Origin of the sequence: Pseudomonas sp. MPC6, from assembly GCF_006094435.1 — a bacterium.
Classification (GTDB): Bacteria; Pseudomonadota; Gammaproteobacteria; order Pseudomonadales; family Pseudomonadaceae; genus Aquipseudomonas.
Window position 1 is genome coordinate 3,100,248 of the sequence record NZ_CP034783.1, and the last position, 22,676, is coordinate 3,122,923.

The 22,676-nt window shown below is 58.0% G+C and carries 18 protein-coding genes and 2 pseudogenes; 11 read left to right on the forward strand and 9 right to left on the reverse strand.

Annotation, left to right across the window (positions count from 1 at the left end; genetic code table 11):
• Nucleotides 1–273 precede the first annotated feature (273 nt).
• Nucleotides 274–2,704, forward strand: a pseudogene (gene ppsA, locus ELQ88_RS16520) (phosphoenolpyruvate synthase).
• Between the two features lie 391 nt (nt 2,705–3,095).
• Here ppsA and prs read toward each other — a convergent pair.
• Nucleotides 3,096–4,061, reverse strand: coding sequence for a ribose-phosphate diphosphokinase (prs, locus tag ELQ88_RS16530; RefSeq protein WP_138966365.1), 966 nt, complete (start codon nt 4,059–4,061; stop codon nt 3,096–3,098).
• Nucleotides 4,062–4,099: 38 nt separating this feature from the next.
• Nucleotides 4,100–4,327: pseudogene (locus tag ELQ88_RS34675) on the reverse strand (phosphoribosyltransferase); the annotation flags it as partial.
• A 260-nt stretch (nt 4,328–4,587) separates the two neighbouring features.
• On the opposite strand from ELQ88_RS34675, the gene ELQ88_RS16540 reads away from it, so the two are divergent.
• From ELQ88_RS16540 to ELQ88_RS16550, 3 genes are read left to right on the forward strand one after another with little or no spacing between them, the layout of a single operon-like run.
• Nucleotides 4,588–5,472 (forward strand): universal stress protein, encoded by an 885-nt coding sequence (locus ELQ88_RS16540; RefSeq protein WP_138966367.1) that lies wholly within the window; start codon nt 4,588–4,590, stop codon nt 5,470–5,472.
• Between the two features lie 58 nt (nt 5,473–5,530).
• Nucleotides 5,531–6,238, forward strand: a complete 708-nt coding sequence (locus ELQ88_RS16545; protein WP_138966369.1) for a phosphoribosyltransferase — start codon at nt 5,531–5,533, stop codon at nt 6,236–6,238.
• Nucleotides 6,231–6,890, forward strand: a complete 660-nt coding sequence (locus tag ELQ88_RS16550) for an alpha/beta hydrolase (protein ID WP_138966371.1) — start codon at nt 6,231–6,233, stop codon at nt 6,888–6,890. Before ELQ88_RS16545 ends, ELQ88_RS16550 begins: the two co-directional genes overlap by 8 nt.
• Before the next feature lie 171 nt (nt 6,891–7,061).
• Here the strand turns inward: ELQ88_RS16550 and ELQ88_RS16555 are convergent, their stop codons facing one another.
• Nucleotides 7,062–7,625: a GNAT family N-acetyltransferase gene (locus ELQ88_RS16555; RefSeq protein ID WP_138966373.1), complete on the reverse strand. Its 564-nt coding sequence runs from the start codon at nt 7,623–7,625 to the stop codon at nt 7,062–7,064.
• 462 nt (nt 7,626–8,087) lie between these two features.
• Between ELQ88_RS16555 and ELQ88_RS16560 the strand changes: the two genes are divergently transcribed.
• The 3 genes from ELQ88_RS16560 to ELQ88_RS16570 are packed head-to-tail and all read left to right on the forward strand — an operon-like array spanning nt 8,088 to nt 12,354.
• Nucleotides 8,088–9,011, forward strand: a complete 924-nt coding sequence (locus ELQ88_RS16560) for a universal stress protein (RefSeq protein ID WP_138966375.1) — start codon at nt 8,088–8,090, stop codon at nt 9,009–9,011.
• A gap of 52 nt (nt 9,012–9,063) precedes the next feature.
• Entirely contained in the window at nt 9,064–11,460 is a 2,397-nt protein-coding gene (locus ELQ88_RS16565; RefSeq protein WP_138966377.1) for a phosphoketolase family protein, read from the forward strand.
• Between the two features lie 9 nt (nt 11,461–11,469).
• Nucleotides 11,470–12,354, forward strand: a complete 885-nt coding sequence (locus tag ELQ88_RS16570; RefSeq protein ID WP_138966378.1) for a universal stress protein — start codon at nt 11,470–11,472, stop codon at nt 12,352–12,354.
• A 24-nt stretch (nt 12,355–12,378) separates the two neighbouring features.
• On the opposite strand, the gene ftsH is transcribed toward ELQ88_RS16570, so the two are convergent.
• Together ftsH and ELQ88_RS16580 are read right to left on the reverse strand one after the other, a co-directional pair.
• Nucleotides 12,379–14,220, reverse strand: coding sequence for an ATP-dependent zinc metalloprotease FtsH (ftsH, locus tag ELQ88_RS16575; protein ID WP_138966380.1), 1,842 nt, complete (start codon nt 14,218–14,220; stop codon nt 12,379–12,381).
• 108 nt (nt 14,221–14,328) lie between these two features.
• Nucleotides 14,329–14,895: a phosphoribosyltransferase family protein gene (locus ELQ88_RS16580; RefSeq protein WP_138966382.1), complete on the reverse strand. Its 567-nt coding sequence runs from the start codon at nt 14,893–14,895 to the stop codon at nt 14,329–14,331.
• Between the two features lie 231 nt (nt 14,896–15,126).
• Between ELQ88_RS16580 and ELQ88_RS16585 the strand changes: the two genes are divergently transcribed.
• Nucleotides 15,127–16,017 (forward strand): universal stress protein, encoded by an 891-nt coding sequence (locus ELQ88_RS16585; RefSeq protein ID WP_138966384.1) that lies wholly within the window; start codon nt 15,127–15,129, stop codon nt 16,015–16,017.
• A 74-nt stretch (nt 16,018–16,091) separates the two neighbouring features.
• Here the strand turns inward: ELQ88_RS16585 and ELQ88_RS16590 are convergent, their stop codons facing one another.
• Nucleotides 16,092–17,459, reverse strand: coding sequence for an erythromycin esterase family protein (locus ELQ88_RS16590; protein ID WP_138966386.1), 1,368 nt, complete (start codon nt 17,457–17,459; stop codon nt 16,092–16,094).
• A gap of 239 nt (nt 17,460–17,698) precedes the next feature.
• On the opposite strand from ELQ88_RS16590, the gene ELQ88_RS16595 reads away from it, so the two are divergent.
• On the forward strand, nt 17,699–18,355 hold the full coding sequence (locus ELQ88_RS16595) for a c-type cytochrome (protein WP_138966387.1): 657 nt from the start codon (nt 17,699–17,701) through the stop codon (nt 18,353–18,355).
• Between the two features lie 79 nt (nt 18,356–18,434).
• On the opposite strand, the gene ELQ88_RS16600 is transcribed toward ELQ88_RS16595, so the two are convergent.
• Entirely contained in the window at nt 18,435–19,418 is a 984-nt protein-coding gene (locus ELQ88_RS16600) for a zinc-dependent alcohol dehydrogenase family protein (RefSeq protein ID WP_128873439.1), read from the reverse strand.
• 22 nt (nt 19,419–19,440) lie between these two features.
• Nucleotides 19,441–20,187 carry a fumarate/nitrate reduction transcriptional regulator Fnr gene (gene fnr / locus ELQ88_RS16605; RefSeq protein WP_128873514.1) on the reverse strand — a complete coding sequence of 249 codons (747 nt, stop codon included), beginning with the start codon at nt 20,185–20,187 and terminating at the stop codon, nt 19,441–19,443.
• 374 nt (nt 20,188–20,561) lie between these two features.
• On the opposite strand from fnr, the gene ELQ88_RS16610 reads away from it, so the two are divergent.
• Nucleotides 20,562–21,449 carry a universal stress protein gene (locus ELQ88_RS16610; protein WP_138966389.1) on the forward strand — a complete coding sequence of 296 codons (888 nt, stop codon included), beginning with the start codon at nt 20,562–20,564 and terminating at the stop codon, nt 21,447–21,449.
• A gap of 74 nt (nt 21,450–21,523) precedes the next feature.
• Nucleotides 21,524–21,982 (forward strand): hemerythrin domain-containing protein, encoded by a 459-nt coding sequence (locus tag ELQ88_RS16615; protein WP_138966391.1) that lies wholly within the window; start codon nt 21,524–21,526, stop codon nt 21,980–21,982.
• Between the two features lie 111 nt (nt 21,983–22,093).
• Here ELQ88_RS16615 and ELQ88_RS16620 read toward each other — a convergent pair whose 3' ends face one another.
• Nucleotides 22,094–22,636: an Hsp20/alpha crystallin family protein gene (locus ELQ88_RS16620; protein WP_138966393.1), complete on the reverse strand. Its 543-nt coding sequence runs from the start codon at nt 22,634–22,636 to the stop codon at nt 22,094–22,096.
• Nucleotides 22,637–22,676 lie beyond the last annotated feature (40 nt).

The window sequence follows — 22,676 nt, forward strand, 5'->3', positions numbered from 1 at the left end:
TTGCGGATGGCGTCGGCTACATCATTCAACGCTCAATCGGCGTATGTGACCAGAACCGGCAGCCATTGCGGGCAGCGAGGTCTTGGTATCGGCGATACTTTTCGTCCAGGTACACCCTCTGTATACATCAAAAAGGGGCTGAAACTCCCCGCTATTGCTGCTCAAAGGGCGCTCATTGATCTAAATCAACACATGCAGGCGGCATCAAGCCATAAAGCTCTATATCAAGTAGAAGCGGCCGACAAAGTCTCCCCCATCAAATGGAGAAACATCGTGAAGCATTCACATATCCGCTGGTTCAAAGAGCTGGGTATCAACGATGTATCGCTGGTCGGTGGCAAGAACGCCTCGCTGGGAGAGATGTACCAGAACCTCGCGACTGAGGGTGTATGCATCCCCAACGGTTTTGCCATCACCGTTGAGGCGTATCGTTATGTGCTTGATCACAATAGGGCCTGGCAGCCTCTGCATGCGGCACTTGACGGACTCGACCCCGACAACATCAGGGATTTGCAGGCGCGGGGGGAAAAAGCTAGGGCGATCGTATATGGCTGTTCATTGCCGGAAGATCTAAAGACGGCGATTTTGCAAAGTTATGCCCAACTCAAACAGGAATACGGCGAAAGCATTTCATTGGCGGTGCGTTCCTCGGCGACCGCTGAGGATTCGCCGCAGGCCTCATTTGCCGGGCAGAATGACACCTATCTCAACATCGCCACTGACGATGATCTGCTCGATGCCTACAAACGTTGCCTGGCGTCCAACTTTACCGACCGCTCCATTCACTACAAATACGACAATGGCTTTGATTACTACAAGGTTTATCTCGCCGTCGTGGTCATGAAAATGGTGCGTAGCGATATCGGGGCCAGTGGCGTGATGTTTTCGCTGGACACGGAAACAGGCTTCAGGGATGTCGTCTTCATCAATGCCGCGCTGGGGCTTGGCGAGAATGTCGTGCAGGGCACGATAGACCCCGACAGCTTCTATGTGCACAAACCCACCTTTCTCCAGGGCTATCGTGCTGTCTTGAAGCGCAGCCTGGGTAGCAAAGCAAAGAAGATGATTTTTACCGACACGCTCAATACCGGCAATATCGCGGTGGAATACACCGAAAATATTGACACTCCCCGTGAAGAACGAACCCGCTTTTGCATCTCTGATGCGGATGTGATCGTGCTGGCCGACTATGCCATCAAGGTTGAAAACCACTATTCGAGCAAAGCCGGTTGTTACAAGCCCATGGATATGGAGTGGGCCAAAGACGGGATCGATGGCCGGTTATATATAGTGCAGGCGCGACCGGAAACGGTGGAGTCGCAAAAGAAAGGCAGCGTGCTTGAGATTTACCATCTCAAGCAAAGATCGACAGTACTCCTCAAGGGCAGGGCGGTCGGCACCAGAATTGGCGCCGGCAAGGCGCGTGTCATCAACGATGCCAAGCATCTAAGTGATTTTCAACCGGGCGAGGTGCTGGTCTCAGACACCACGGCACCAGATTGGGAACCTGTAATGAAGACCGCTGCGGCTATCGTGACGAGCAGGGGCGGACGTACTTGTCACGCCGCCATCGTGTCGCGTGAACTGGGCATTCCCGCCATCGTGGGAACCGCAAACGCGGCAGAGAAAATAGAAACCGGCACACCGATCACCATCAGCTGCGCAGAAGGCGAAACCGGAAATGTTTATGAAGGCATTCTGGGTTTTGACATTCAGCAAACCGATCTCAGCCAGCTGGGACATCCAAAAACAAAGATCATGATGAACCTGGGCAATCCCGATCAGGCCTTTAGTCTTGCCTCGCTACCGGTGGATGGCATTGGTCTGGCGCGTATGGAGTTCATTATCAATGAATACATCAAGGTGCATCCGATGGCGCTCGTACACCCGGAAAAGGTTGATGACGCAACACGTGAAAAGATCGCTGCCCTGAGTATTGCTTACAATGATCCTACGGATTTTTTCGTCAAAACCTTGGCCGAAGGCGTCGCCACTATTGCTGCGGCGGTGTATCCGAAACCCTGCGTAGTGCGCATGAGCGACTTCAAAAGCAACGAATACGCGACCCTGCTGGGCGGCAAGTACTTCGAGCCGGAAGAAGACAACCCGATGATCGGTTTTCGTGGAGCGTCCCGTTATACCCATAGTGCCTATGCCGAAGGTTTTGCGCTGGAATGCGCGGCAATGAAGCGGGTGCGCGACGAGATAGGCCTGACTAACGTCAAGTTGATGATCCCTTTTTGCCGCAGAGTGGAGGAGGGCGAAAAGGTGTTGGCAGCGATGGCCAGCCATGGCCTCAAACGCGGAGAAAACGGACTGGAGGTCTACGTCATGTGCGAGATTCCCAACAACGATCATCCTGATCGACGCCTTCGCCAAACTGTTCGACGGATTCTCCATCGGCTCCAATGACCTGACCCAGTTGACGCTCGGCGTGGATCGCGATTCGGAAATCGTCGCCTTCGATTTCGATGAACGCGATCCGGGAGTGAAACAGATGATTCGCCTGGCGGTGGAGGGAGCAAAACGTAACGGCCGCCACTCCGGTATCTGCGGACAGGCGCCGTCTGACTATCCCGAGATGGCTGAATTTCTGGTGGAAATTGGCATCGACTCGATAAGCCTCAATCCGGATGCAGTACTCGCCACGACTCGGCATGTTCTGGCGGTGGAAGAGCGCCTGTCACTTAATCGCAAACCGTAAAACCGTTGCCTCATGGCACGCATACTTTTTATTTGCGTATATGGCAGGCCATTGTCCTTAACGAAGGTCATGCCGCACCGCTTGTGCTGGCGTGCCGGTCTATCTGGGGGAGATCGCAATGGAGTGGGTAAGGGTGGAACTCTATGCCGCCTTGTGCGATGAACACCCGGCAGAATGCCTGCCGATGAACTCTGTCGGGCCCATTCCCGGCGCCATCCAAGGCTAAATCTTTTCCAACTCGGTCGCTGCAACGCGGCCCGTGGATTGCTACACCCCACGGGTGGTGACGAAGACCACCGGGCCTGGCTCCAACAGTGTGAATGCTGTGTTGAGTTTCATCTTTTTCAACGTCAGGCACTCCCCATGGTCTCTGATCGGCGGCTTCATCTGCTCAGACGGTATCGAATGCTCCATTTTCAGCCAGCAGGGTGGCTATCAGGGCGGTGCTGTCGAGTACGTGCACGTGCTGCGCCACGCACTCGGGGGGCAGACGAAAGGCGGGCACGCTGTCAGAGATCGCAATGTGCTCGAAAAGCGGCTGGTCGAACAGCTGGCTGCCCGCAGTGAACAAACCATGGGTCGCCGCTGCAAACAATCGGGTGGCTCCACCCTTTTGACAGGCGAGGCCGGCATGCTTCAGCGTTTCACCGGTACTGATCAGGTCGTCGAAAACAATGGCTGTCTTCCCCGATACGTCGCCAACCAAGAGGGTGCCCGTCAGCGTCGCGTGAGCGCGGTGCTTTTCCATCAGCGCACTGCCCACTGAGCGTCCCAGTTGTCGTTCGAGGGCCTGACGAAACTGTTCGGCACGCTTGGCACCCCCGGAGTCCGGGGACACCGCCACCACGTCTGCGTCACCGACGACCCTGGCGAAATGCTCGGCGAATAATTCTATGCACTGCAAGTTCCAGGTCGGAATGCGAAAGGCATTGTCGAACGCTGCTGGGTTATGCACTTCCAGGGCAACCAGACGATCAACGTGGCAGGCTTCAAACAGGGTCGCCAGGTAGCGGGTGATCGTTGGGTCTTGAGGTTGGCTGCGACGATCTTTGCGTCCGTAACAGAGGTAGGGTGTTACGACCAGCACATGGCGAGCGCCGGCATCCTTGAGTGCTCCGCAAAAGAACAACAGGCGACACAACTTATCGTTAGCGCTCTGCCGGTCATCCCCATACAAAGAATGGAACACCACGACCTCGCGACCGTTAACCGTCGTGAGCGGTCGGCATTTATGCTCGCCATCTTCATAGTTGCGTTCTTCATGAAGAGCCAGTTGGCAGCCAAGCCGCTGCGCGACGCGGGTTGCATACTGCTCACTGCCTTGCAGGGCAAAAAGAAGCGGGCGGTCAGTGAGCATGCATTGGCTCCTTTGAGGCTTGTCGAACAGTTGCGCCGTCATCGGGCAGCACCCTGACGTAACACCTCAATGCAGAACTCCATTTCGTAGGGCGGGACGTTGCATTCGACGATGTCATGGGCGGCCACTTGCAGATGCACGCCGATAATGTCGGCATGGATCGGCTGCTGACAGACATGCCGGTCAACCAGTACCGCAGTGTAGACCCGACGAGCGCCCAGTTGCGCCAAATAGGCACAGGTGCGCAGGAGGGAATGGCCCTCGAAATAGCCGTCTCCAGTGGAAACCGATGGACCGCAAAAAAGTGCGGTGCCACTGCCAACGTAATCCCGCTCGGCTCGGCCCTATTGATATTGATCAAGTACGGAGAAATGAAATTTCAATCCATGAGCGGCGTTAGTCCATTGATCGGTCTTGCGCAGGGATTTGATATAAATCAACGCCAGGGCGACATCAACGGAGGACTCTGAATCAAACGCTGGCGTCTGATCCGGCGCGTCGAGTTCCACCTGTCTGGAGTCAGATCATGAGCCAATATCAACGCTTGTTACTCATCATCAACCCGGACCTGCGCCATTCCCCAGCGATAAACCATGCGGCGGCCCTGGCCAAGGCCAGCGGCGCGAGCTTGCATATCGCTGCGTTTATAAGGCCGTTGAAGATACTGTCACTGCTTGAGGAAGACGAGCAGGAAAAGGCCCTGGAAAGCTATCGTCAGGACCATCGCGACTGGCTGAAGAACCAGGCAGCCAAACTCCACGCTCTCGGGCTCGACATAACGTCGGAGGTGACGTGGGCCGATGACATGGAGCAAGACATTCTTGATCGCGTCGCTGAAATGCAGCCCGACCTGCTGATCAAGGAAGTGCAGCACGAATCAGCGCTTAAACGCGCGTTCTTTACCCCACTGGACTGGCATTTGTTACGCCACAGCCCGATACCGGTCTATCTGGTGGGCGGCGGTGGCCATGCCTTGCCGCGCAAGGTCGTGGCGGCGGTTGACGCTTCAGATACCGAGTCTTCAAACACCGAACTCAATGATCGGATCATTCAGCAAGCCACCCGCCTGGCGTTGCAATGTGATGCCGAGTTGCACCTGCTGTATGCCTGTGATCTTTCGGGGTTCTATCTGGCCGACATGGGGGGGCTGGCGCTTTCAGACATCACCAAAGAGTTACGCACAACCGAGGAGCAATCGTTCATCAAATTGGCCAGCCGGTACGGCGTACCTTCTGATCGTCGTCACTTTATTCTCGGTCCCCCGGTCTCGGCGCTGAGCGATTTTGCCAACGAGCAGCAAGTGGATGTGATCGTGATGGGCAGAGTCCAGTACCACGGTCTGGAGAAGCTGCTGGGCAGCACGACCGAACACATTCTGTACCAGGTGCCTTGCAGCGTTCTGGCGGTCTAGAACGCTGCAAGGCGATGTGTAACGTAACCTCGGCCGTCATCGCCGATGGAGACTCTCCATGACTCAAAGTCCCTCATTGCACACCACTTTGCAGGACCGCTCCGAAGCCGGTCGTCGTCTGGTGGAACCCTTGCTCAAATACGCGCATCGAAACGATGTCATCGTCCTGGCCTTGCCCCGTGGCGGCGTGCCGGTTGCCTATCAAGTGGTCAAGGCCCTGGGCGTGCGCCTGGACCTGATGCTGGTGCGCAAACTGGGTGTGCCGTCCAACCCGGAGTTCGCCATGGGCGCCATTGCCAGTGGCGGTGTCCAGATCCGAAATGAAGAAGCGCTGCGGGCTCACCCGATTTCCCCGGCCGCATTTGAGACGGTGGTCGAGCGCGAAACACGGGAATTGCAGCGGCGCGAGCAGCTCTACCGGGGCGCCCGGCCACCCTTGCAGCTCAAGGATCAGGTAGTGATCCTGGTCGATGACGGCCTCGCGACGGGCGCCTCGATGATGGCGGCAATCCGCGCGGTGCGCATGCAAGCACCTGCTCGCATCGTCGTTGCCGTGCCGGTTGCGCCACTGGAAACGGTGGAGACGCTGAGCTTCGAAGTCGATGAGGTGATCTGCCCACTCATGCCTGAATGGATGATGTCGATCGGTTATTGGTACTTGCACTTCCCCCAGACCTCGGATGAAGAAGTGAATGATTTGTTGCAGCGGGCCTGGCTGCGAGAAGCCGCCAGCGATTCCTCCTCTCAGGAGCCTCTCGATGATTGAGCCTCAATCTCGACAGCTGGACTTGCGAGACGTTGAGTTATCCGCCGATTTACGGCTGCCGCTCCATGCTGACGGTCTGGTGATCTTCGTACATGGCAGCGGCAGTGGCCGTTTGAGCCCGCGTAATCAGTTTGTCGCGCAGTTGCTGGCCGGACGGGGGCTGGGGTCGCTGTTGTTCGACCTGCTTACGGAGCCAGAGCAACGCCTGGATAACCTCACCGGCGAGCTACGGTTCGATATCGACTTGCTTGCCGGGCGGCTGGTGGAGGTGATCGATTGGGTAGGCCGGGACGCGGATTTGCGCTCGCTGCAAATCGGTCTGTTCGGTGCCAGCACCGGTGCGGCTGCGGCGCTGTTGGCCGCCGCCGCGCGTGCGAACGTGGTTCAAGCAGTGGTCAGCCGGGGAGGGCGAACCGACATGGCGGGAGCGGCGCTGTCGCAAGTCAGGGCGCCTACCTTGCAGATAGTCGGCGCACGGGATCTGGTGGTGCTCGAATTGAATCAGCGAAGCAGTCATGCCTTGCGCTGCGAGCAGCGTCTGGACGTGGTGGCGGGCGCTACGCATCTTTTCGAAGAGCCCGGAACCCTTGAAGAAGTCGCCAGGCTGGCTGGCGACTGGTTTGAAACCCATCTGCAAGGTCGCCATCCATAGGCATGGTGAGCCTTGAACCATTCACACGCCAAACGGAAAGGTTTCGCGGATGGAAGCAATCGCCCCCGCTTGCTGAGCGGGCTCAAGTCATTTTTAGGCAATGGCGGCAGCGGGGTGATCTGAAAGATCAATGCCGATCGAAGTCTCGGGCCAAAAGGGCGGGCAGGATGATTACAGGTACAGGAGGTGAACGACCTTGCGGGTTTCGAAGGGATCGTCGCGCGTCTCGAAGCCCAGGGATCTGGCCAGGGCGCGCATGGGCGCATTGCTGGATTCGTCAACCGCGTAAATGTGGTGGAAAGCATTCTTGCGCGCGGCCGTGATCAAATGTTCCATCAGTAGCGTACCCAATCCCAGCTGCTTCCATTCTTCGGCGACTGTCACGGTACATTCACATTTGTGCTCGTCCGTGGCGCCATAGCGGCTGACGCCAATCTCGATCAGTTGGCCATCCTCGTGAACCAGTGCGATGTACGCCATGCGCTGTTTGCTATCGATGTCCAACCTGGGGCCAGCCATGGCTTTTTGAGGTTCGTTGACCCGCGAGAGAAAGCGCATGTGCCGGGACTCGGGGGACAGACGTTTGATGAAGGCGTATTCACGCTCGCGGTCTTTATCCGTCAACTGCCGGATCAACACGTGACCGCCATCCTGAAGGGTTTCGATCCAGTATTGGCCTTTGACTTTGGCACAGGCTTCAGCAGCCCGATAATGATGATTTTTGACAGTGAACATCGGGCGATCCTCCGTCCGGTATCAAGGGTGGGCGCGCAGTGATGAACGACGCGGTTCACTTGTTTCTACACTGTTGGCCTCTGGCGAACATGATCTGGATCAGAACTGAACGCCGCAAACAGGATGCCTGGACCGGTAGCCGTACCCTGTGTTCGCTGCCACCGCCAGCGTGAGCAGCCTGATCGCGGTGCTGGTCAATCATCCAATACTTGCGGCGAAACCACCCAGACGCTGCACGGCATTTCTTTATCTTGCGTCCGGCCCTGGAACGGGGCTTGATCTTTGTCAAACAGAGGGGCAATGACAATGGCGCCCGACATGCGGTGACACGCGTCTTGGCCAGTCGCCTCGTGCTCATCTGAGCGCGGCTCACCGATAACTGACAAATATCAAGTCGGCTGAATGTGACGCGCTCATTCTGAAGGCCTGTTCCATGCCATTGTCCGCATGCCGAGGTGTTCCATGTCGCAACTCCAGCGCTTACTGTTGATTGCTCCCCAAGCCATGACCCGTACACCGGCATTCGACCGGGCTGCCGCATTGGCGCATGCCCTGCAATTGCCCTTGCACATTGTGGCGTTTGATTATGTCCAGGCCCTGGCGGTGGCCGGCTTCTTTGCCCCCGAGCAGATCAGCCAGGCCCTTGAAGGCTACCTGCAAGCCCATCGGCAATGGTTGACGGAGCAAACCGGGTCGATGAGTAAACTCGGCATCCAGGTCACCAGCGAAGTGGTGTGGGTCCAGCACCCCTACGAGGAGATTGTGCAATTCGTCAATGAGATGCCGCTGGCGCTGATCATCAAGGATGCGCAGGAAGAACCGGCCTTGAAACGGGTATTTTTCACGCCGCTGGATTGGCAACTGTTGCGCGACTGTCCGGTACCGGTGCATCTGGTGACCCATGCGCTCAACCCGCGTCCACGCAATGTGTTGGCGATCATCGATGTGCTGCGCAGTGAAGAGCAGGATCATGAATTCAATGACCAGATCATCGACGCCGCCGTGAAGTTGGCCGAGGTCTGCGATGCCCGGCTGGAACTGCTGCACGTGTTTGACTGGACGTCCTTGTATACCCAGGACATGGGCTTTGGCGCACTGCCGCTGGCCACCGGAATTCATGAAGCGTTGGGAGTGGCTCAGAATGAGGCGTTTGCGGCCATCGCCGAACGCCATGGCGTGCCACCCGAATGTCGCCACTTCATGGAGGGCATGCCGGTACCGAGCATTTGTGAGTTCGCCGCCGAGCACCACTGCGATGTGATTGTCATGGGCACGGTTCAGAACAAGGGCCTGGACAAGTTACTGGGGACCACGGCCGAACAGTTGTTGCATCGGGCGCCGTGCAGCGTGTTGGCGATCAAGCCGGGCCAGATGTTGCAATCCTGAGCAATGGGGCACAAAGACGTCTATCAGTGGTTGGGCCGCGGCGGAGAAGGACATGAGCGACTTTCTGAATGCTGAGCAACTGGAGGGTCTGGATGCCTATTGGCGGGCCTCCAATTATCTGGCCGTGGGGCAGATTTACCTCAAGGACAACCCGCTGCTGAAGCTGCCGTTGTCCCTGGAGCACATCAAGCCGCGCCTGCTTGGCCATTGGGGCACGACACCCGGGTTGAACCTGATCTATACCCACCTCAATCGCTTGATCAAACAGCACGATCTGAACATGATTTTCATCGCCGGTCCCGGTCATGGCGGCCCTGCGGTGGTCGCCCAGACCTACCTTGAAGGCACGTACACCGAGTTCTGTCCGTCGGTGGAGTGCAACAGCAACGGCCTGGTTCGCCTGTTTCGGCAGTTTTCGTGGCCTTATGGCATTTCCAGCCATGTATCGGCTCAAATTCCCGGATCGATCCATGAAGGTGGCGAGCTTGGCTACAGCCTGGCCCATGCCTACGGTGCCGCGTTTGATAATCCGGAGCTGATCGTCGCCTGCGTCATCGGTGACGGTGAGGCGGAAACAGGCACGCTGGCCGCCAGTTGGCATTCCAACAAGTTCCTCAATCCGGTGCGTGACGGCGCCGTTTTGCCGATTCTGCACCTTAACGGCTACAAGATCGCCAACCCCACCGTACTGTCCAGAATCAGCGAGGATGAGCTGTCAGCCCTGCTGTATGGCTATGGCTACGATCCCTATTTCGTCGAAGGCGACGACCCGATGCAAGTGCATCAGGCCCTGGCCCAGACGCTGGACACCATGGTCCTGAAGATTCGAGGCATCCAGCTCGACGCGCGCCGCTCCTCGCAATCCGCACCGCCGGAACGGCCCCTGTGGCCAATGCTGGTGTTACGAACCCCCAAAGGTTGGACCGGTCCGAAGTTCGTCGATGGCCATCGAGTCGAGGGCACCTGGCGCGCGCATCAGGTGCCGCTGGCCGATTTCCAGCAACCGGCTCATCTGTGCCAGCTGGAAGAATGGCTCAACAGCTATCGCCCAGACGAACTGTTCGATGCCAACGGTGCGTTGTTGCCTGAACTGGCGGCGTTGGCACCGACCGGTCATCGTCGCATGAGCGCCAACCCCCATGCCAACGGTGGCGTACTGTTGCGAGCGCTCGATCTACCGCGCTTTACCGACTATGCCGTGCCGTGCGAAGTGCCGGGTAGCCTGCGTGCGGAGGCCACACGTGTCATGGGCACCTATTTGCGCGACGTGATGAAAAACAACCTGAGCGCCAGCAATTTTCGCATGTTCGGTCCGGATGAAACCGCCTCGAACCGGCTGGATGCCGTCTATGAAGTCAGCGCCAAGGCCTGGATGGAGCCGCTGGAGCCGGACGACCTCAATCTGGCAGCCGATGGCCGGGTGATGGAGATCCTCAGTGAACAAGTGTGCGAAGGCTGGCTGGAGGGCTATTTGCTGACCGGACGCCATGGTCTGCTGTCCTGTTACGAGGCCTTCATCCATATCGTCGATTCGATGGTCAACCAGCATGCCAAATGGCTGAAGACCGCCGCCGAGGTGCCATGGCGCAAACCGGTCGCTTCGCTCAATTACTTGCTGACCTCCCATGTCTGGCGTCAGGACCATAACGGGTTCTCCCACCAGGACCCGGGGTTCATCGATCTGGTGGCCAATAAAAAGGCGGACGTGGTACGCATCTACCTGCCACCCGATGCCAACTGCCTGCTGTCCGTGACCGACCACTGCCTGCGAAGCCGCAACTACATCAATGTCATCGTCGCCGGCAAGCAACCGGAATGGCAATGGCTGGATATCGATGCCGCCATCCGCCACTGCCAGACGGGTATCGGTCGCTGGAGCTGGGCGTGTCGTGATGATGGCGACCCGGACGTGGTGATGGCCTGCGCTGGTGACGTGCCGACCCTGGAAACACTGGCCGCCGTGACCCTATTGCGCGAGTACGTGCCGGACTTGCGGGTGCGGGTGGTCAATGTCGTGGACCTGATGGTTTTGCAATCGTCGTTCCAGCACCCCCATGGTCTGCCGGACAGCACTTTCGATGAGTTGTTTACGTGCGACAAACCGGTGATTTTTGCCTTCCACGGCTACCCGGCGCTGATCCATCGACTGATCTACAAACGCACCAATCACGAGAATTTCCACGTGCGCGGGTTCAACGAGGAGGGCGCGACCACCACGCCGTTCGATATGGCGGTGCTCAACAACCTGGATCGTTATCAGTTGGCACTGGACGTCATCGAACGCGTACCCCGGCTGCACGATCAGGTGCAAAGCGCGCGGTCGCGCTACTGGTCGACCATGGAGAAACACAAGCTCTACCTTATTGAACATGGGCAGGACATGCCGGAAGTACTGAACTGGCAATGGACGCCCGTGGCAGCCGCCGCAATCGAACACTCACCCGAGTAGAGGCAGATCATGAGCCAGTACCGAAAGCTGTTATTGATCATCGACCCGGCCTTGCGTCATTCCCCGGCAGTCAATCATGCAGCCGCGCTGGCCAAGGCCAGCGGCGCCAGTTTGCATATCGCAGGGTTGATAGGGCCACTGGACCTTTTGTCCTTTCTTGAACAGGGTGACCGGGAAACGGCGCGTGAGGCCTACCTGCAGGATCACCGCGACTGGCTCAAGGCGCAGACCGACAATTTGCGTACACGGGGACTGGAGGTGACGATCGAGGTGGCATGGGCCGACGACCTGCGGCAAGACATCCTGACGCATGTCGCGGAAATGCAGCCCGACCTGCTGATCAAGGAGGTTCAGCATGAATCCTTGTTCAAGCGCGCCTTTTTCACGCCCCTGGACTGGTACCTGCTGCGCCACTGCCCGATACCTGTATACCTGGTGGGCGCGAGCAGCTTCGTATTGCCGAGCAAGATTGTCGCCGCGGTGGAGGTGTCCGATAAGGAATCGCCCGACAACGAACTCAATGAGCGAATCATTCAGCAAGCCACTGGCCTGGCCATGCAATGTGGTGCCGATCTGCATTTGCTCTACGCCTGCAACATTTCGGCGGGTTACCTGGCGGACATGGACGGTCTGACCCTTGCGGAGCTGACCAAGGCGTTGCGCAAGGACCTGGAAAAGAACTTCCTCAAGTTGGCGAGCCATTACGGAGTGGCCGCCGATCATCGACACTTCGTGATTGGACACCCCGTTTCCGCGCTGAGCGAGTTTGCCAATGAGCAGAATGTCGATGTGATCGTGATGGGAAAGGTCCAGTCCGGCGGAATGGACAAGCTATTGGGCAGTACGACCGAACACATTCTGTATCAGGTCCCTTGCTGCGTCATGGCGGTCTAGAAGCATCGAGGAGGTGACAGAACCTCAGGGTGAGGTCTCTGTTACCTGGGGGGATAACGCAACGGGTTTGAGTGGCAGGAGCGCGGGAAACTCTTCAGGCGTCAGGGTTTCCCTTTCCAGCAGCAGCCGCGCACCAGCGTCCAGATCGGCGCGTCGGCTTTCAAGCAAAGCCTTGGCCCGTCCATAGGCCTCCTCGATCAAGGCACGAATACCGATGTCGACTTCCCTGGCCGTTTGTTCCGAGTAGTCTTTCTCACCGCCACCCTGCATGCGCTCACCCAGGTAGGTTGCGCTTTGCCGCTCCAGTACCGATTGACCGAGTACGGGGCTCATGCCAAACCGGGTGATAAATTGCCGGGCGATGTCCGTCGCGCGGGCCAGGTCATCGGCCGCGCCGGTGGAAATCTGGCCATAGGCAAGGTATTCGGCAGCACGCCCGGCCATCAGGACCACGATCCGGTCCTTGAGCATTTGGCAACTGATGAGAAAGTGATCTTCGGTCGGCCGTTGCAGGGTATAGCCCAGCGAGCCGATGGCACGCGGCACGATCGAGACTTTGTGCACCGGGTCCATGGCCGGCAGGCTGCTGGCGGCCAGGGCATGCCCCATCTCGTGATAGGCCACCACTTGGCGCTCTTCCGGGCGCAGCACGCTGCTCTTGCGTTCAACGCCGGCGACAATGCGTTCCACGGCGGCGGTGAAATCGTCGAGACTGACCGCGTCGGCGCCACGGCGGGTGGCCACGATGGCCGCTTCGTTGACCAGGTTGGCCAGGTCGGCGCCGGTGAAGCCCGTGGTAATGTCGGCTATACGCTCGCCATTGAGGCCTGGTTCCACGGTGATCTTTTGAAGGTGGACCTTGAGGATCGCCTGGCGGCCCTTGCGGTCAGGACGATCGACCAGAATCTGCCGGTCGATGCGACCGGCCCTGAGCAGTGCAGGGTCCAGCACCTCCGGCCGGTTGGTCGCGGCCAGCAGCACCACGCCTTCACGAGGGTCGAAGCCGTCCAGTTCAGCCAGCAACTGGTTGAGGGTCTGCTCTTTTTCGTCATTGCCGCCGAACGCGCCGACGCCGCGCATTTTGCCCAGCGCGTCCAGTTCGTCGATGAAAATGATGCAGGGCGCTGCCTGCCGCGCTTGCTCGAACAGATCGTGCACACGGGCGGCACCGACCCCGACGAACATCTCGACAAATTCCGAACCGGAGATCGAGAAAAATGGTACGCCGGCCTCACCGGCGATGGCCTTGGCGACCAGGGTTTTGCCGGTGCCCGGCGGGCCGACCAGCAACGTGCCCTTGGGAATATGGGCACCCAGGCGTCCGTATTTCTCCTTGTCCTTGAGGAACGAAACAATCTCCACCAGTTCTGCCTTGGCTTCATCGATGCCTGCCACATCAGCAAAGGTGATCCCGGTGTCGCGCTGCACGAACACCTTGGCCCGGGACTTGCCGATGCTCATCAGCCCGCCCATACCCTGTTTTTCCGCCAGCCCGCGAAACAGGAAGTGCCAGAGCACCATGATTAGGGCAAAGGGAAGAAGCCAGCCCAGCAGGCCGGCGAGGAAGGTGTTTTCGTTGACCCCCGTAAACCCGACCCCCGAATGGGCGAGGTCTGTCGCCAGCGTCGGGTCGACACGTACGGTCGAGAACTGGTTGTGCCCGTCAATCGGCTCCTTGAGTTTGCCGCTGATCTGGTCCTTCTCGATCTGCAAATCACTGACTTTTTGCTCGCTGAGCAATTGCAGGAACTGGCTGTACGGAATGCTCTGCACGACACGCCGTTCAATGAACAGCATTTGCACCATGCTGAGCACGACAAACGCGACCAGGAAGTAAGACAGGTTCCACTGATGATTTTTTTTCATGAACTACGCCTGATCGATTGCCATTGCAGTGGCACGTGTCGCTGACCTTTTGCCGCGTCGCCGACCTGAAGCCCGAGAGACAAGGCTAGGCCTTGAGCGGGTACACCGTCAGCTGGCGGCGCCATGCCGCACAACTTCAATGCAAAACTCCGGTTCAAAGGGCGGCACGTTACATTCGACGATGTCGGTGGCAGCGACTTGCAGATGCACGCCGACAATGTCGGCGCGGATCGGCTGCTGACAGGTATGCCGGTCGACCAGTACTGCGGTGTAGACCCGACGAGCCCCCAGTTGTGCCAGATACGCGCAAGTACGCAACAGCGAATGGCCTTCGAACAGCACGTCATCGACCACCAGCAAAGTGGTGTTGGCCAGGTCCAGACTGCCCAGAGCCGGGTTTTCGGTCAATTGCGTGTAACTATGCAGCACTTGCAGGTCGTCGGCGTAGCGCTTGACCTTCAGAGGGTAAAGAGGCAGTTCCGGCTGGCCGGTCTGATGCGCAATATGCTGGCGCAACCGTTGAGCCAGAGGTTCGCCGCGGCGTTGGATGCCAATCAGTGCCGCGTGAGCGGGGGGCAGCAGGGTCGCGGCTTTGCGCGCCATCGCCTGCAGCACATCATCGAGCTCATTGTTGTCATACAGGCGCAATTTCTGACTTGCCAGTAGGATCGTCATTGTCTTCTCCTGTCCGTCGCCAGGCACCGCACCTTACGCGTGCGTTTTCGGTCAATGTAGACCGCTTGGCTCCGGCGCGATTGACATTGATCAATAGCAGTTGACATAAATCAACGCCAAGGCCGTCTCGACAGAGGATTCTGAATTTGCAACGAAGGTGCCTGATCCAGCGGCGAACACGACAGTGGCCCGCGGACAGCGGCAAGCGTGCAAACCCCATGGAGTCCGATCATGAGCCAGTATCGACGGTTATTGCTGATCATCAACCCGGCCCTGCGCCAATCTCAAGCCATGAACCATGCTGCCGCCCTGGCCAAGGCCAGCGGTGCCAGCTTGCACGTCGCCGCCTTGATCCCTTCCTGGAAACTGTTGTCGCTGCTCGAAGAGGGCGATAGGGAAAAGGCTCGCGAAGGTTACCTGCAAGACCATCGCGATTGGTTGAAGTATCAGGCGAGTCAACTGCGCGATAGCGGCATCGAGGTGACTTCAGAAGTCGCCTGGACCGACGACATGCAGCACGACATCCTCGATCACGTCGCAGAAATGCAGCCCGATCTGCTGATCAAGCAAGTGCAGCACGCGTCAGCGCTGCAGCGCGCGTTCTTCACCCCGCTGGACTGGCGCTTGCTGCGTCATTGCCCGATACCGGTCTATCTGCTTGGCGAAGGTGACCATGCCTTGCCGCGCAAGGTCGTGGCGGCGGTCGACGCTTCCAATACCCTGGCACAGGACAGCGAGCTCAATGAGCGGATCATCCAGCAGGCTTACAGCCTCGCCATACAGTGTGAGGCCGAGTTGCACTTGCTGTACGCCTGCGACATTTCCACCCTGTATCTGGGAGATCCGGGAGGCGGAGGCCTGACGCTTTCGGACCTCGACAGGCAGTTACGTAAAGGACATGAAAAAACGTTCCTCATGCTCGCCGACCGTTATGGCGTGCCTGCTGACCGGCGGCACTTCATTGAGGGACACCCTGTCGCGGTGTTGAATGCGTTCGCCGATGAGCAGCATGTGGATGTGATTGTGATGGGCAGGGTCCAGTCGCACGGCCTGGACAAGTTCCTTGGCAGCACGACCGAACATATCCTGTATCAGGTGGCGTGCAGCGTTTTGGCTGTCTAGCGGCGGTCGTTCGAGCCCGGGAACTGCGTCACGATATCCCCCGGTTGGCCAGGCGACTTGTCCTGCACGTTGACTTACACGCCAAACGGATAGGTTTCGTCTTCCGGCTCCAGCTGCTGGGTTTTCGGCAGGGGCAGCGCGGTGACCGGCGTGGTTTGCTCGATCCAGATCATGGCATCGAATTGTTCGGCCAGCATCGACTCGAAGTAGTGACTGAACCGCTCGCTTTCGGGGCGGTAAATCACTCCGATGGCCCGTTCCAGCAAGGGCGCGGACAGAACGCTGCGCAGCACTTTGCGCTGCGGGTCTCGCCAGTCGGTCAGAGACGCCGCCACCCCGGCCTTGAGAAACTGATGCTCCCAGCTGTCCGGTCGGGAAGGGCGGACGTCTTTGATCAACATCTCGCCGTCCCAGTCATCGGCGGCAGCGACCTGGCCTCGGTCGGTGGCCATGCCAATCAGCACGACATCGCGCCCAAGGGCGCTTCGGCACAGTTGACCGATATTGAACTGACCCTTCCAGCCCATTTCCGTGGCGGCCGCATTGCCGATATGGGAGTTGTGGGCCCAGACCACAGCCTTGGCTTGGGAGCCCCGGTGTTCGAGCAACGCACGCAAGGTATCGAACATGTGCCGATCACGCAGGTTCCAGGAAGCCGTCGACCCTCGATAAATCGCCCGGTAATACTGTTCCGCCGCCATCACCACCCGTGCATTCTGCGTCGCATTGAAGAACGCTTCGTCGTCGCGGATGAGCCCGGCCAATTGTTCAGTCAGCATGGCATTGAGCTGCTCGACCACCGGCTGTTCGCAGGGCATCACACCGCCACGTTCGACGAAGTGGCCGTACAGCGCCGGATCATCCTGCCACGGCGTCAAACAGCCATAGCGTCGCCGGGCTTCATGGGCCAGACGCGGGTCGACCCGGTCCAGATAGCCCAGCACTTCATGAATGGAGTTGCGCAAGCTGTAGACGTCCAGGCCGCGAAACTCGACGCGCTGGTCAGGGACCTGTTGGTGATTGTACTGATGCAGCCAGTGGGCGAATGCCTTAACCTCGCTGTTGCGCCACATCCAGGTCGGGAAGCGGCTGAAGATGTGGCGCTTCCAGGCTGAATGCGCCACCCCCCGGACATACTGGTCGACATGACCGGCGTCCGGCCAGTCGGCTTCCACTGCCACGATATTGAACCCGTGCCGCTCGATCAGCCCCTGGGTGATCGCCGCCCGGGTTCGATAGAAATCGCGGGTTCCATGGCTCGCTTCGCCGATCATCACCACACGTGCATCGGCGTAGCGATCGAACAGCTTGGCAAAAGCGGGGGAGTCCAGCTCTGGCAGGGGTTCAGCGTATTGGCGTAACACTGGGGTTATGTGTGCCGTGTCTACGTGATGTTGCTGGCCGCGGGGCTTATCCGGCCATTTCTGCGAAGGTGAGTTCATGAGTTCATCCCCCAAGGGTGGGTTGCTGACGGCGGCAGGGCGCTCGGGGCGTACCAGACACTCACCCGTTCAAGATCGTTGCGCAGGTTCTGACACCGGGCGCCAACGCTACCAACCCTCTGTGTCCTTCTGCCTGATTATTTCTACACCGCGACCCAGGGGATTGGTTGAGATTTATCAATAAAGAGCGCAATCCCCCAGGCGAAGATAGTGATCCGCCAACGCCAGAGGTAACAGCCATGAACGTATCCAGCCTGCGGCATATGGATCGGGCACCTCATGTTCTGGCCCTTTGCCTGGCTACGCTCATGGGTTGTACGGGTACACGCGAAGAGGCGCTCCAGCAAACGTCCACTCTGTCGGGGATCGCCATGGCGGACAGCGTTTGTTCGCTGTGCCATGGGCTGACGGGGGAGTCTGTCTCGCCCATGTTTCCCAAGTTGGCGGGCCAGCAAAACGAGTATTTGCAGTTGCAACTGACCGATTTCAAAAACCATGGACGTAGCGCTGCAACTGACAGCCGGTACATGGGGGGATTGTCCCATTTGACCAAGACTCAGATTGCCGAACTGGCCGACTATTTTGCGAGCCAGCGAGCCATGCAGGCTGACACCGGGACGCCAGATGCGCGAGGTGAAGTGATCTTTCGCCAGGGCTTGCCTGAGAGGGGCATCCCACCGTGCAGCGCTTGCCACGGGAAGGACGGCGGGGGCAATGGGGTGATTCCACGGGTGGCGGGCCAGCATGCCAGCTATATGAGCCATCAGATCATGGTGCTGCAGCAGACCGGGCAACGCCCCAACGGTGCTCCGATGTTGCCGGTGGATCATGCACTTTCCCAGGCCGATGCCGAATCCGTCGCCCGATACATGGCGGCACTCGGGACAAAGCAATGATTGCCCTGCGGGGGATCCGTGATGGGCATTCAGTCACCTGAACGAGCACCGTCATCAGCGCCAGCCGGTAGGTCGCGTGTCACGGAACAAGCACGATCGCACCGTTGAACTGACCACTACGCAACAGCGTCAGTGCCTGATTGGCATCGTCAAGGGAAAACTGGGTGGTGTCGCAGTGTACGGGTGTGTGTTGCAGTTCTTTAAAAAACGCTGTGCCATCGTCGCGGGTCAGATTAGCCACAGATCGTACGCTGCGCTCGCCCCATAGCAGCCGATAAGGAAAGGCCGGGATGTCACTCATGTGAATGCCGGCGCAAATCACGCAGCCCCCCTTGACCGTGACGGCCAGCGCCAGCGGTACCAGCGCCCCGACCGGAGCGAAAATCAGGCTGGCATCGAGCAGGTGCGGAGGAGGCTGGTCCGACGAACCGGACCATTTCGCACCCAAGGATCGGGCATATGCCTGTCCTGCTGTGTCATCCGGTCGAGTGAAAGCGTACACCTGCTGGCCTCGTCCCCGTGCGACTTGAATGGCCAGATGCGCTGCGGCCCCAAAACCATAAAACCCAAGGTGGTGTGCGCCTTGTGCCATTTGCAAGGCACGAAAGCCGATCAGCCCGGCACACAGCAACGGTGCGGCCTCGGTATTGGAGAGGGACCCAGGGATAGGAAAACAAAAGCGTTGGTCAGCCACGGTGTATTCGGCGTAACCACCGTCCAGATGACATCCAGTGAACATGGCCTGATCGCAGAGGTTTTCCCGACCGGTCTGACAGAATGCGCACTGACCACACGTCCAGCCTAGCCAGGGAACCCCCACCCGCTGGCCGATGCGCCCGGGGTCTGCATGGGTGCCGACCGCCATGACTTCACCGACGATTTCATGCCCCGGCACCCGGGGCAGCACCGCTTGAGGCAATTCACCGTCCACCAGATGTAAATCGGTACGGCAGACACCGCAGGCCAGGACTTTGATCAATAGTTGATTGGCACTGGGTGCTGGAATGGGCCGGTCTTCCCGTTGCAGCGGCTGACCGGGTGCGTGTAAAACCATGACGCGCATCATGATGTCCGGTTCACCGGGATCAACAGACAGGAGGGCGATGGCAGCCGGCAATCAACTGCTTGAGGCCTTCCAGATTAAGGATTTTGACGTCACGGCCTGAAACTTCCACGAGTGCTTGATCCCGCAGATGTGCGATGCCACGACAAATGGTTTCCAGGCGCAGTCCCAGGTAGGAGCCGATTTCCTCACGGCGCATTTTCAACACGAAATCCGTCGATGAATATCCACGGATATTCAAGCGTTGCGACAGATTCAGTAAAAAGGCTGCCAGACGCTCGTCCGAGTTCATGTTGCCCAGCATCATCAGCATGTCGTGATCGCGGACGATTTCGCGGCTGAGAATCTTGTTCAGATTGTGCTGCAGGGACGGCAGCTCATGGGCAAGTTCTTCCAGGTGAGCAAAGTGGATGGGGCAGACCTCGCTATCTTCAAGGGCAATCGCATTGCACGCATGTAGGTCCGTGCTAATAGCGTCAAGGCCGAGCATTTCACCAGGAATCTGAAAGCCAGTGACCTGCTCGCGACCATCGACCGAAAGGACGCTGGTCTTGAAGGAACCGATTCGCACCGCATAAAGCGAGCGCAACGGATCGCCTGCACGGTAAAGCGTCGCGCCTTTTTTGACCTTGAAGCGCTGCACTATCAACGTGTCCAGACGCTCGACTTCCTGGCCGGTCATGCCGATGGGCAGGCATAACTCCATCACACTGCAGCTTGAGCACGCAGCCTTCAGGTAATGGGGTTGCAGAGAGCGGACTTCTGGCATGAGAAGTGAGGTCAATTGGGAGGTTTCACTAAGGATAGGCGGCGTGACGACTGACACGCCCCGGATTCTCAGGATGGCGGGTTGTAATAGACGAACGGAACATTCTTTGCGCACTTTTACCCGAATGCCGGCTTGGGCATTTGATGTAAATCCACCATTGGCGTGGGGGCTTCGTACTTTTCGGCAGTGTGAAGAAGGGAAGTTCCGCACCATTGGTATTGATAAAGCAGGGTGATTTGATATTTATCAACGTCAGTCACATTCCAGCGGAGCAACCTGAGTTAACGCTGGTGCTTGATCCGGCGTGGACGCAACGGCCGAGCCCTGCGATGAGCAGCGATAGGCGTTGAAGTCCCTCTGCCTGGAGTCAGATCGTGAGCCAGTATCAACGGTTGTTACTCATCACCCACCTCGCCCTGCGCCATTCTCCGGCGATCGACCATGCAGCTGCGCTGGCCAGGGCCAGTGGTGCCAAGTTGCATATCACAGCGTTGATTCCTTCGTTCAAACTGTTGTCACTGCTCGAAGAAGGCGATCGGGAAACAGCTCGGGAGCGTTACCTGCAGGACCATCGCGACTGGTTGAAGGACCAGGCCAGAAAACTCCATGACAGAGGGATCGAGGTGACCACCACGTTGGCTTGGGCTGACGACATGGAGCAAGACATCCTCGATCACGTCAGGGAATTGCAGCCCAACTTGTTGATCAAGGAAATCCAACACGACTCATCACTCAAACGCGCGTTCTTCACTCCGCTGGACTGGCACTTGCTGCGCCACTGTCCGATACCGGTTTATCTGGTGGGCGGAGTTCGTCATGCCTCGCCGCGCAAGGTCGTGGCGGCGGTTGATGCGTCGGCGGGCGACTCTGAAAACAAAGAATTGAATGACCATATCGTCCAACAGGCTTCCAGTCTCGCGGTCCAGTGTGATGCCCAATTGCATTTGCTTTATGCCTATGACATTTCGCAAGACTATCTGGAGGAACTGGGCGGTGGCTTGAAACTGTCGGAGCTGACCAAATGGCGGCGCAAAAAGTTGGAGGAATGGTTCCTGAAGCTCGCCGGCCGGTACGGTGTTCCCGCTGACCGTAGGCATTTCGTACTAGGGCATCCTGTTACGGCGCTGAGCGAGTTCGCCAACAAGCATCACGTGGATGTGATCGTGATGGGCCGGGTCCAAGACCACGGCCTGGTCAAGCTTCTGGGCAGCACGACTGAACATATCCTGTACCAGGTGCCTTGCAGCGTTCTGGCAGTCTAGAGCGGACTTCTCTTGTCGGTTGGTGATTGATAATGGTCTTTCTACAATAGTTGGTGTGGTAGTGAGGATTTGATATGAACGTCTTGCTTAATGAACTGCACGCTTATCATCATGAGGTTGCTACCAAAATTACTCAGATCAAAGGATTGGTGGGTAGGGTGAGGCATGAATCTGCTGGTGCCGATGACTTCAAGCAGTTGTTCAAGATGCTGGAAGCCTTGCATGGTGATGCAGAGCGACGCCATCATGAAAATGAAGAGCTTATTCGGCGGGCCTTGCTAGCGACTGAAGCCCCGATCCACCAACGGGTCAAGGATATCGAGCGAGATCATCTGGCATTTGAGCGTATTGCTGGACAGCTCAAGATGTTGGAGGACTCGACTCAGGAGGGGAGAGTGATCGCTGACACTATCGATGACTTCATCAGGAAATACTACGATCATATGGAAGCTGAGGAGAGTATTTTCTTTCCGATGGCTGATAAGTGGCTATCAGACATCCAGTGGGAGGAAACAAAGCGTCAATGGCATTAATTGGAATTGTTATCGTCCTCTTTTAGTTGGATTGGGCTGCGATTTAGTATTTGCGAGACGCCCTCAACTCTGCCCCGCCGGCTTCCTGGCAGGGGCAGGGCAGCCTGAGAATCAGTCGCCTTTGATTGGCACGACTTTATCCGCTTTCATGGCTTCGGGCTTTTTCGGCAGCGAGATGCTCAGCACGCCCTTGCTGAAACTCGCGTCGATCTTCTCGGCATCGACACCCTTGGGCAAGTTGAACACCCGCTCGAAGGAGCCGTAGTGACGCTCGCTGAGGTGATAGCCCTTCCTTTTTTCTTCCTTGTCCTCTTTCTTTTCGCCCTTGATGATCAGGCTGCCGTTGGACAGTTTGATCTCAATGTTTTTCTGATCCATGCCAGGCAGTTCAGCCGTGATTTCGAAGCTATTGTCTTTCTCGGTGATGTCCACGGCAGGCAGGCTGTGGCCGATCAGTTCCCGTCGCCAGAGCGGCTCGACATCGAACAGCCCGCGACCGAATGGCGACAGCCCCGAGCCGCGATTGAAGTCTTCGAACAGGTGATCAACCTGCTGCCGGAGTTTTTCCAGGGGTCGCCAAAGGTCTGTTGCCACCGGATGCTGACTGGCTTTGTCGTCGCTATGAACCGGCACTTTTTTTTCGTTGTTGCTCATTTTGATTTCTCCTCTTGGGTGATAGAGATGGATCGCAAAC

What these genes read in the sequence shown, in the direction of transcription:
- ELQ88_RS16565 (WP_138966377.1), top strand. Translation starts at nt 9,064, where the DNA reads ATGAGCGACTTTCTGAATGCTGAGCAACTGGAGGGTCTGGATGCCTAT.
- ftsH (WP_138966380.1), bottom strand. Translation starts at nt 14,220, where the DNA reads ATGAAAAAAAATCATCAGTGGAACCTGTCTTACTTCCTGGTCGCGTTT.
- ELQ88_RS16620 (WP_138966393.1), bottom strand. Translation starts at nt 22,636, where the DNA reads ATGAGCAACAACGAAAAAAAAGTGCCGGTTCATAGCGACGACAAAGCC.
- ELQ88_RS16595 (WP_138966387.1), top strand. Translation starts at nt 17,699, where the DNA reads ATGAACGTATCCAGCCTGCGGCATATGGATCGGGCACCTCATGTTCTG.
- ELQ88_RS16550 (WP_138966371.1), top strand. Translation starts at nt 6,231, where the DNA reads ATGATTGAGCCTCAATCTCGACAGCTGGACTTGCGAGACGTTGAGTTA.
- ELQ88_RS16560 (WP_138966375.1), top strand. Translation starts at nt 8,088, where the DNA reads ATGTCGCAACTCCAGCGCTTACTGTTGATTGCTCCCCAAGCCATGACC.
- ELQ88_RS16540 (WP_138966367.1), top strand. Translation starts at nt 4,588, where the DNA reads ATGAGCCAATATCAACGCTTGTTACTCATCATCAACCCGGACCTGCGC.
- ELQ88_RS16580 (WP_138966382.1), bottom strand. Translation starts at nt 14,895, where the DNA reads ATGACGATCCTACTGGCAAGTCAGAAATTGCGCCTGTATGACAACAAT.
- prs (WP_138966365.1), bottom strand. Translation starts at nt 4,061, where the DNA reads ATGCTCACTGACCGCCCGCTTCTTTTTGCCCTGCAAGGCAGTGAGCAG.
- ELQ88_RS16600 (WP_128873439.1), bottom strand. Translation starts at nt 19,418, where the DNA reads ATGCGCGTCATGGTTTTACACGCACCCGGTCAGCCGCTGCAACGGGAA.
- ELQ88_RS16570 (WP_138966378.1), top strand. Translation starts at nt 11,470, where the DNA reads ATGAGCCAGTACCGAAAGCTGTTATTGATCATCGACCCGGCCTTGCGT.
- fnr (WP_128873514.1), bottom strand. Translation starts at nt 20,187, where the DNA reads ATGCCAGAAGTCCGCTCTCTGCAACCCCATTACCTGAAGGCTGCGTGC.
- ELQ88_RS16585 (WP_138966384.1), top strand. Translation starts at nt 15,127, where the DNA reads ATGAGCCAGTATCGACGGTTATTGCTGATCATCAACCCGGCCCTGCGC.
- ELQ88_RS16590 (WP_138966386.1), bottom strand. Translation starts at nt 17,459, where the DNA reads ATGAACTCACCTTCGCAGAAATGGCCGGATAAGCCCCGCGGCCAGCAA.
- ELQ88_RS16555 (WP_138966373.1), bottom strand. Translation starts at nt 7,625, where the DNA reads ATGTTCACTGTCAAAAATCATCATTATCGGGCTGCTGAAGCCTGTGCC.
- ELQ88_RS16545 (WP_138966369.1), top strand. Translation starts at nt 5,531, where the DNA reads ATGACTCAAAGTCCCTCATTGCACACCACTTTGCAGGACCGCTCCGAA.
- ELQ88_RS16615 (WP_138966391.1), top strand. Translation starts at nt 21,524, where the DNA reads ATGAACGTCTTGCTTAATGAACTGCACGCTTATCATCATGAGGTTGCT.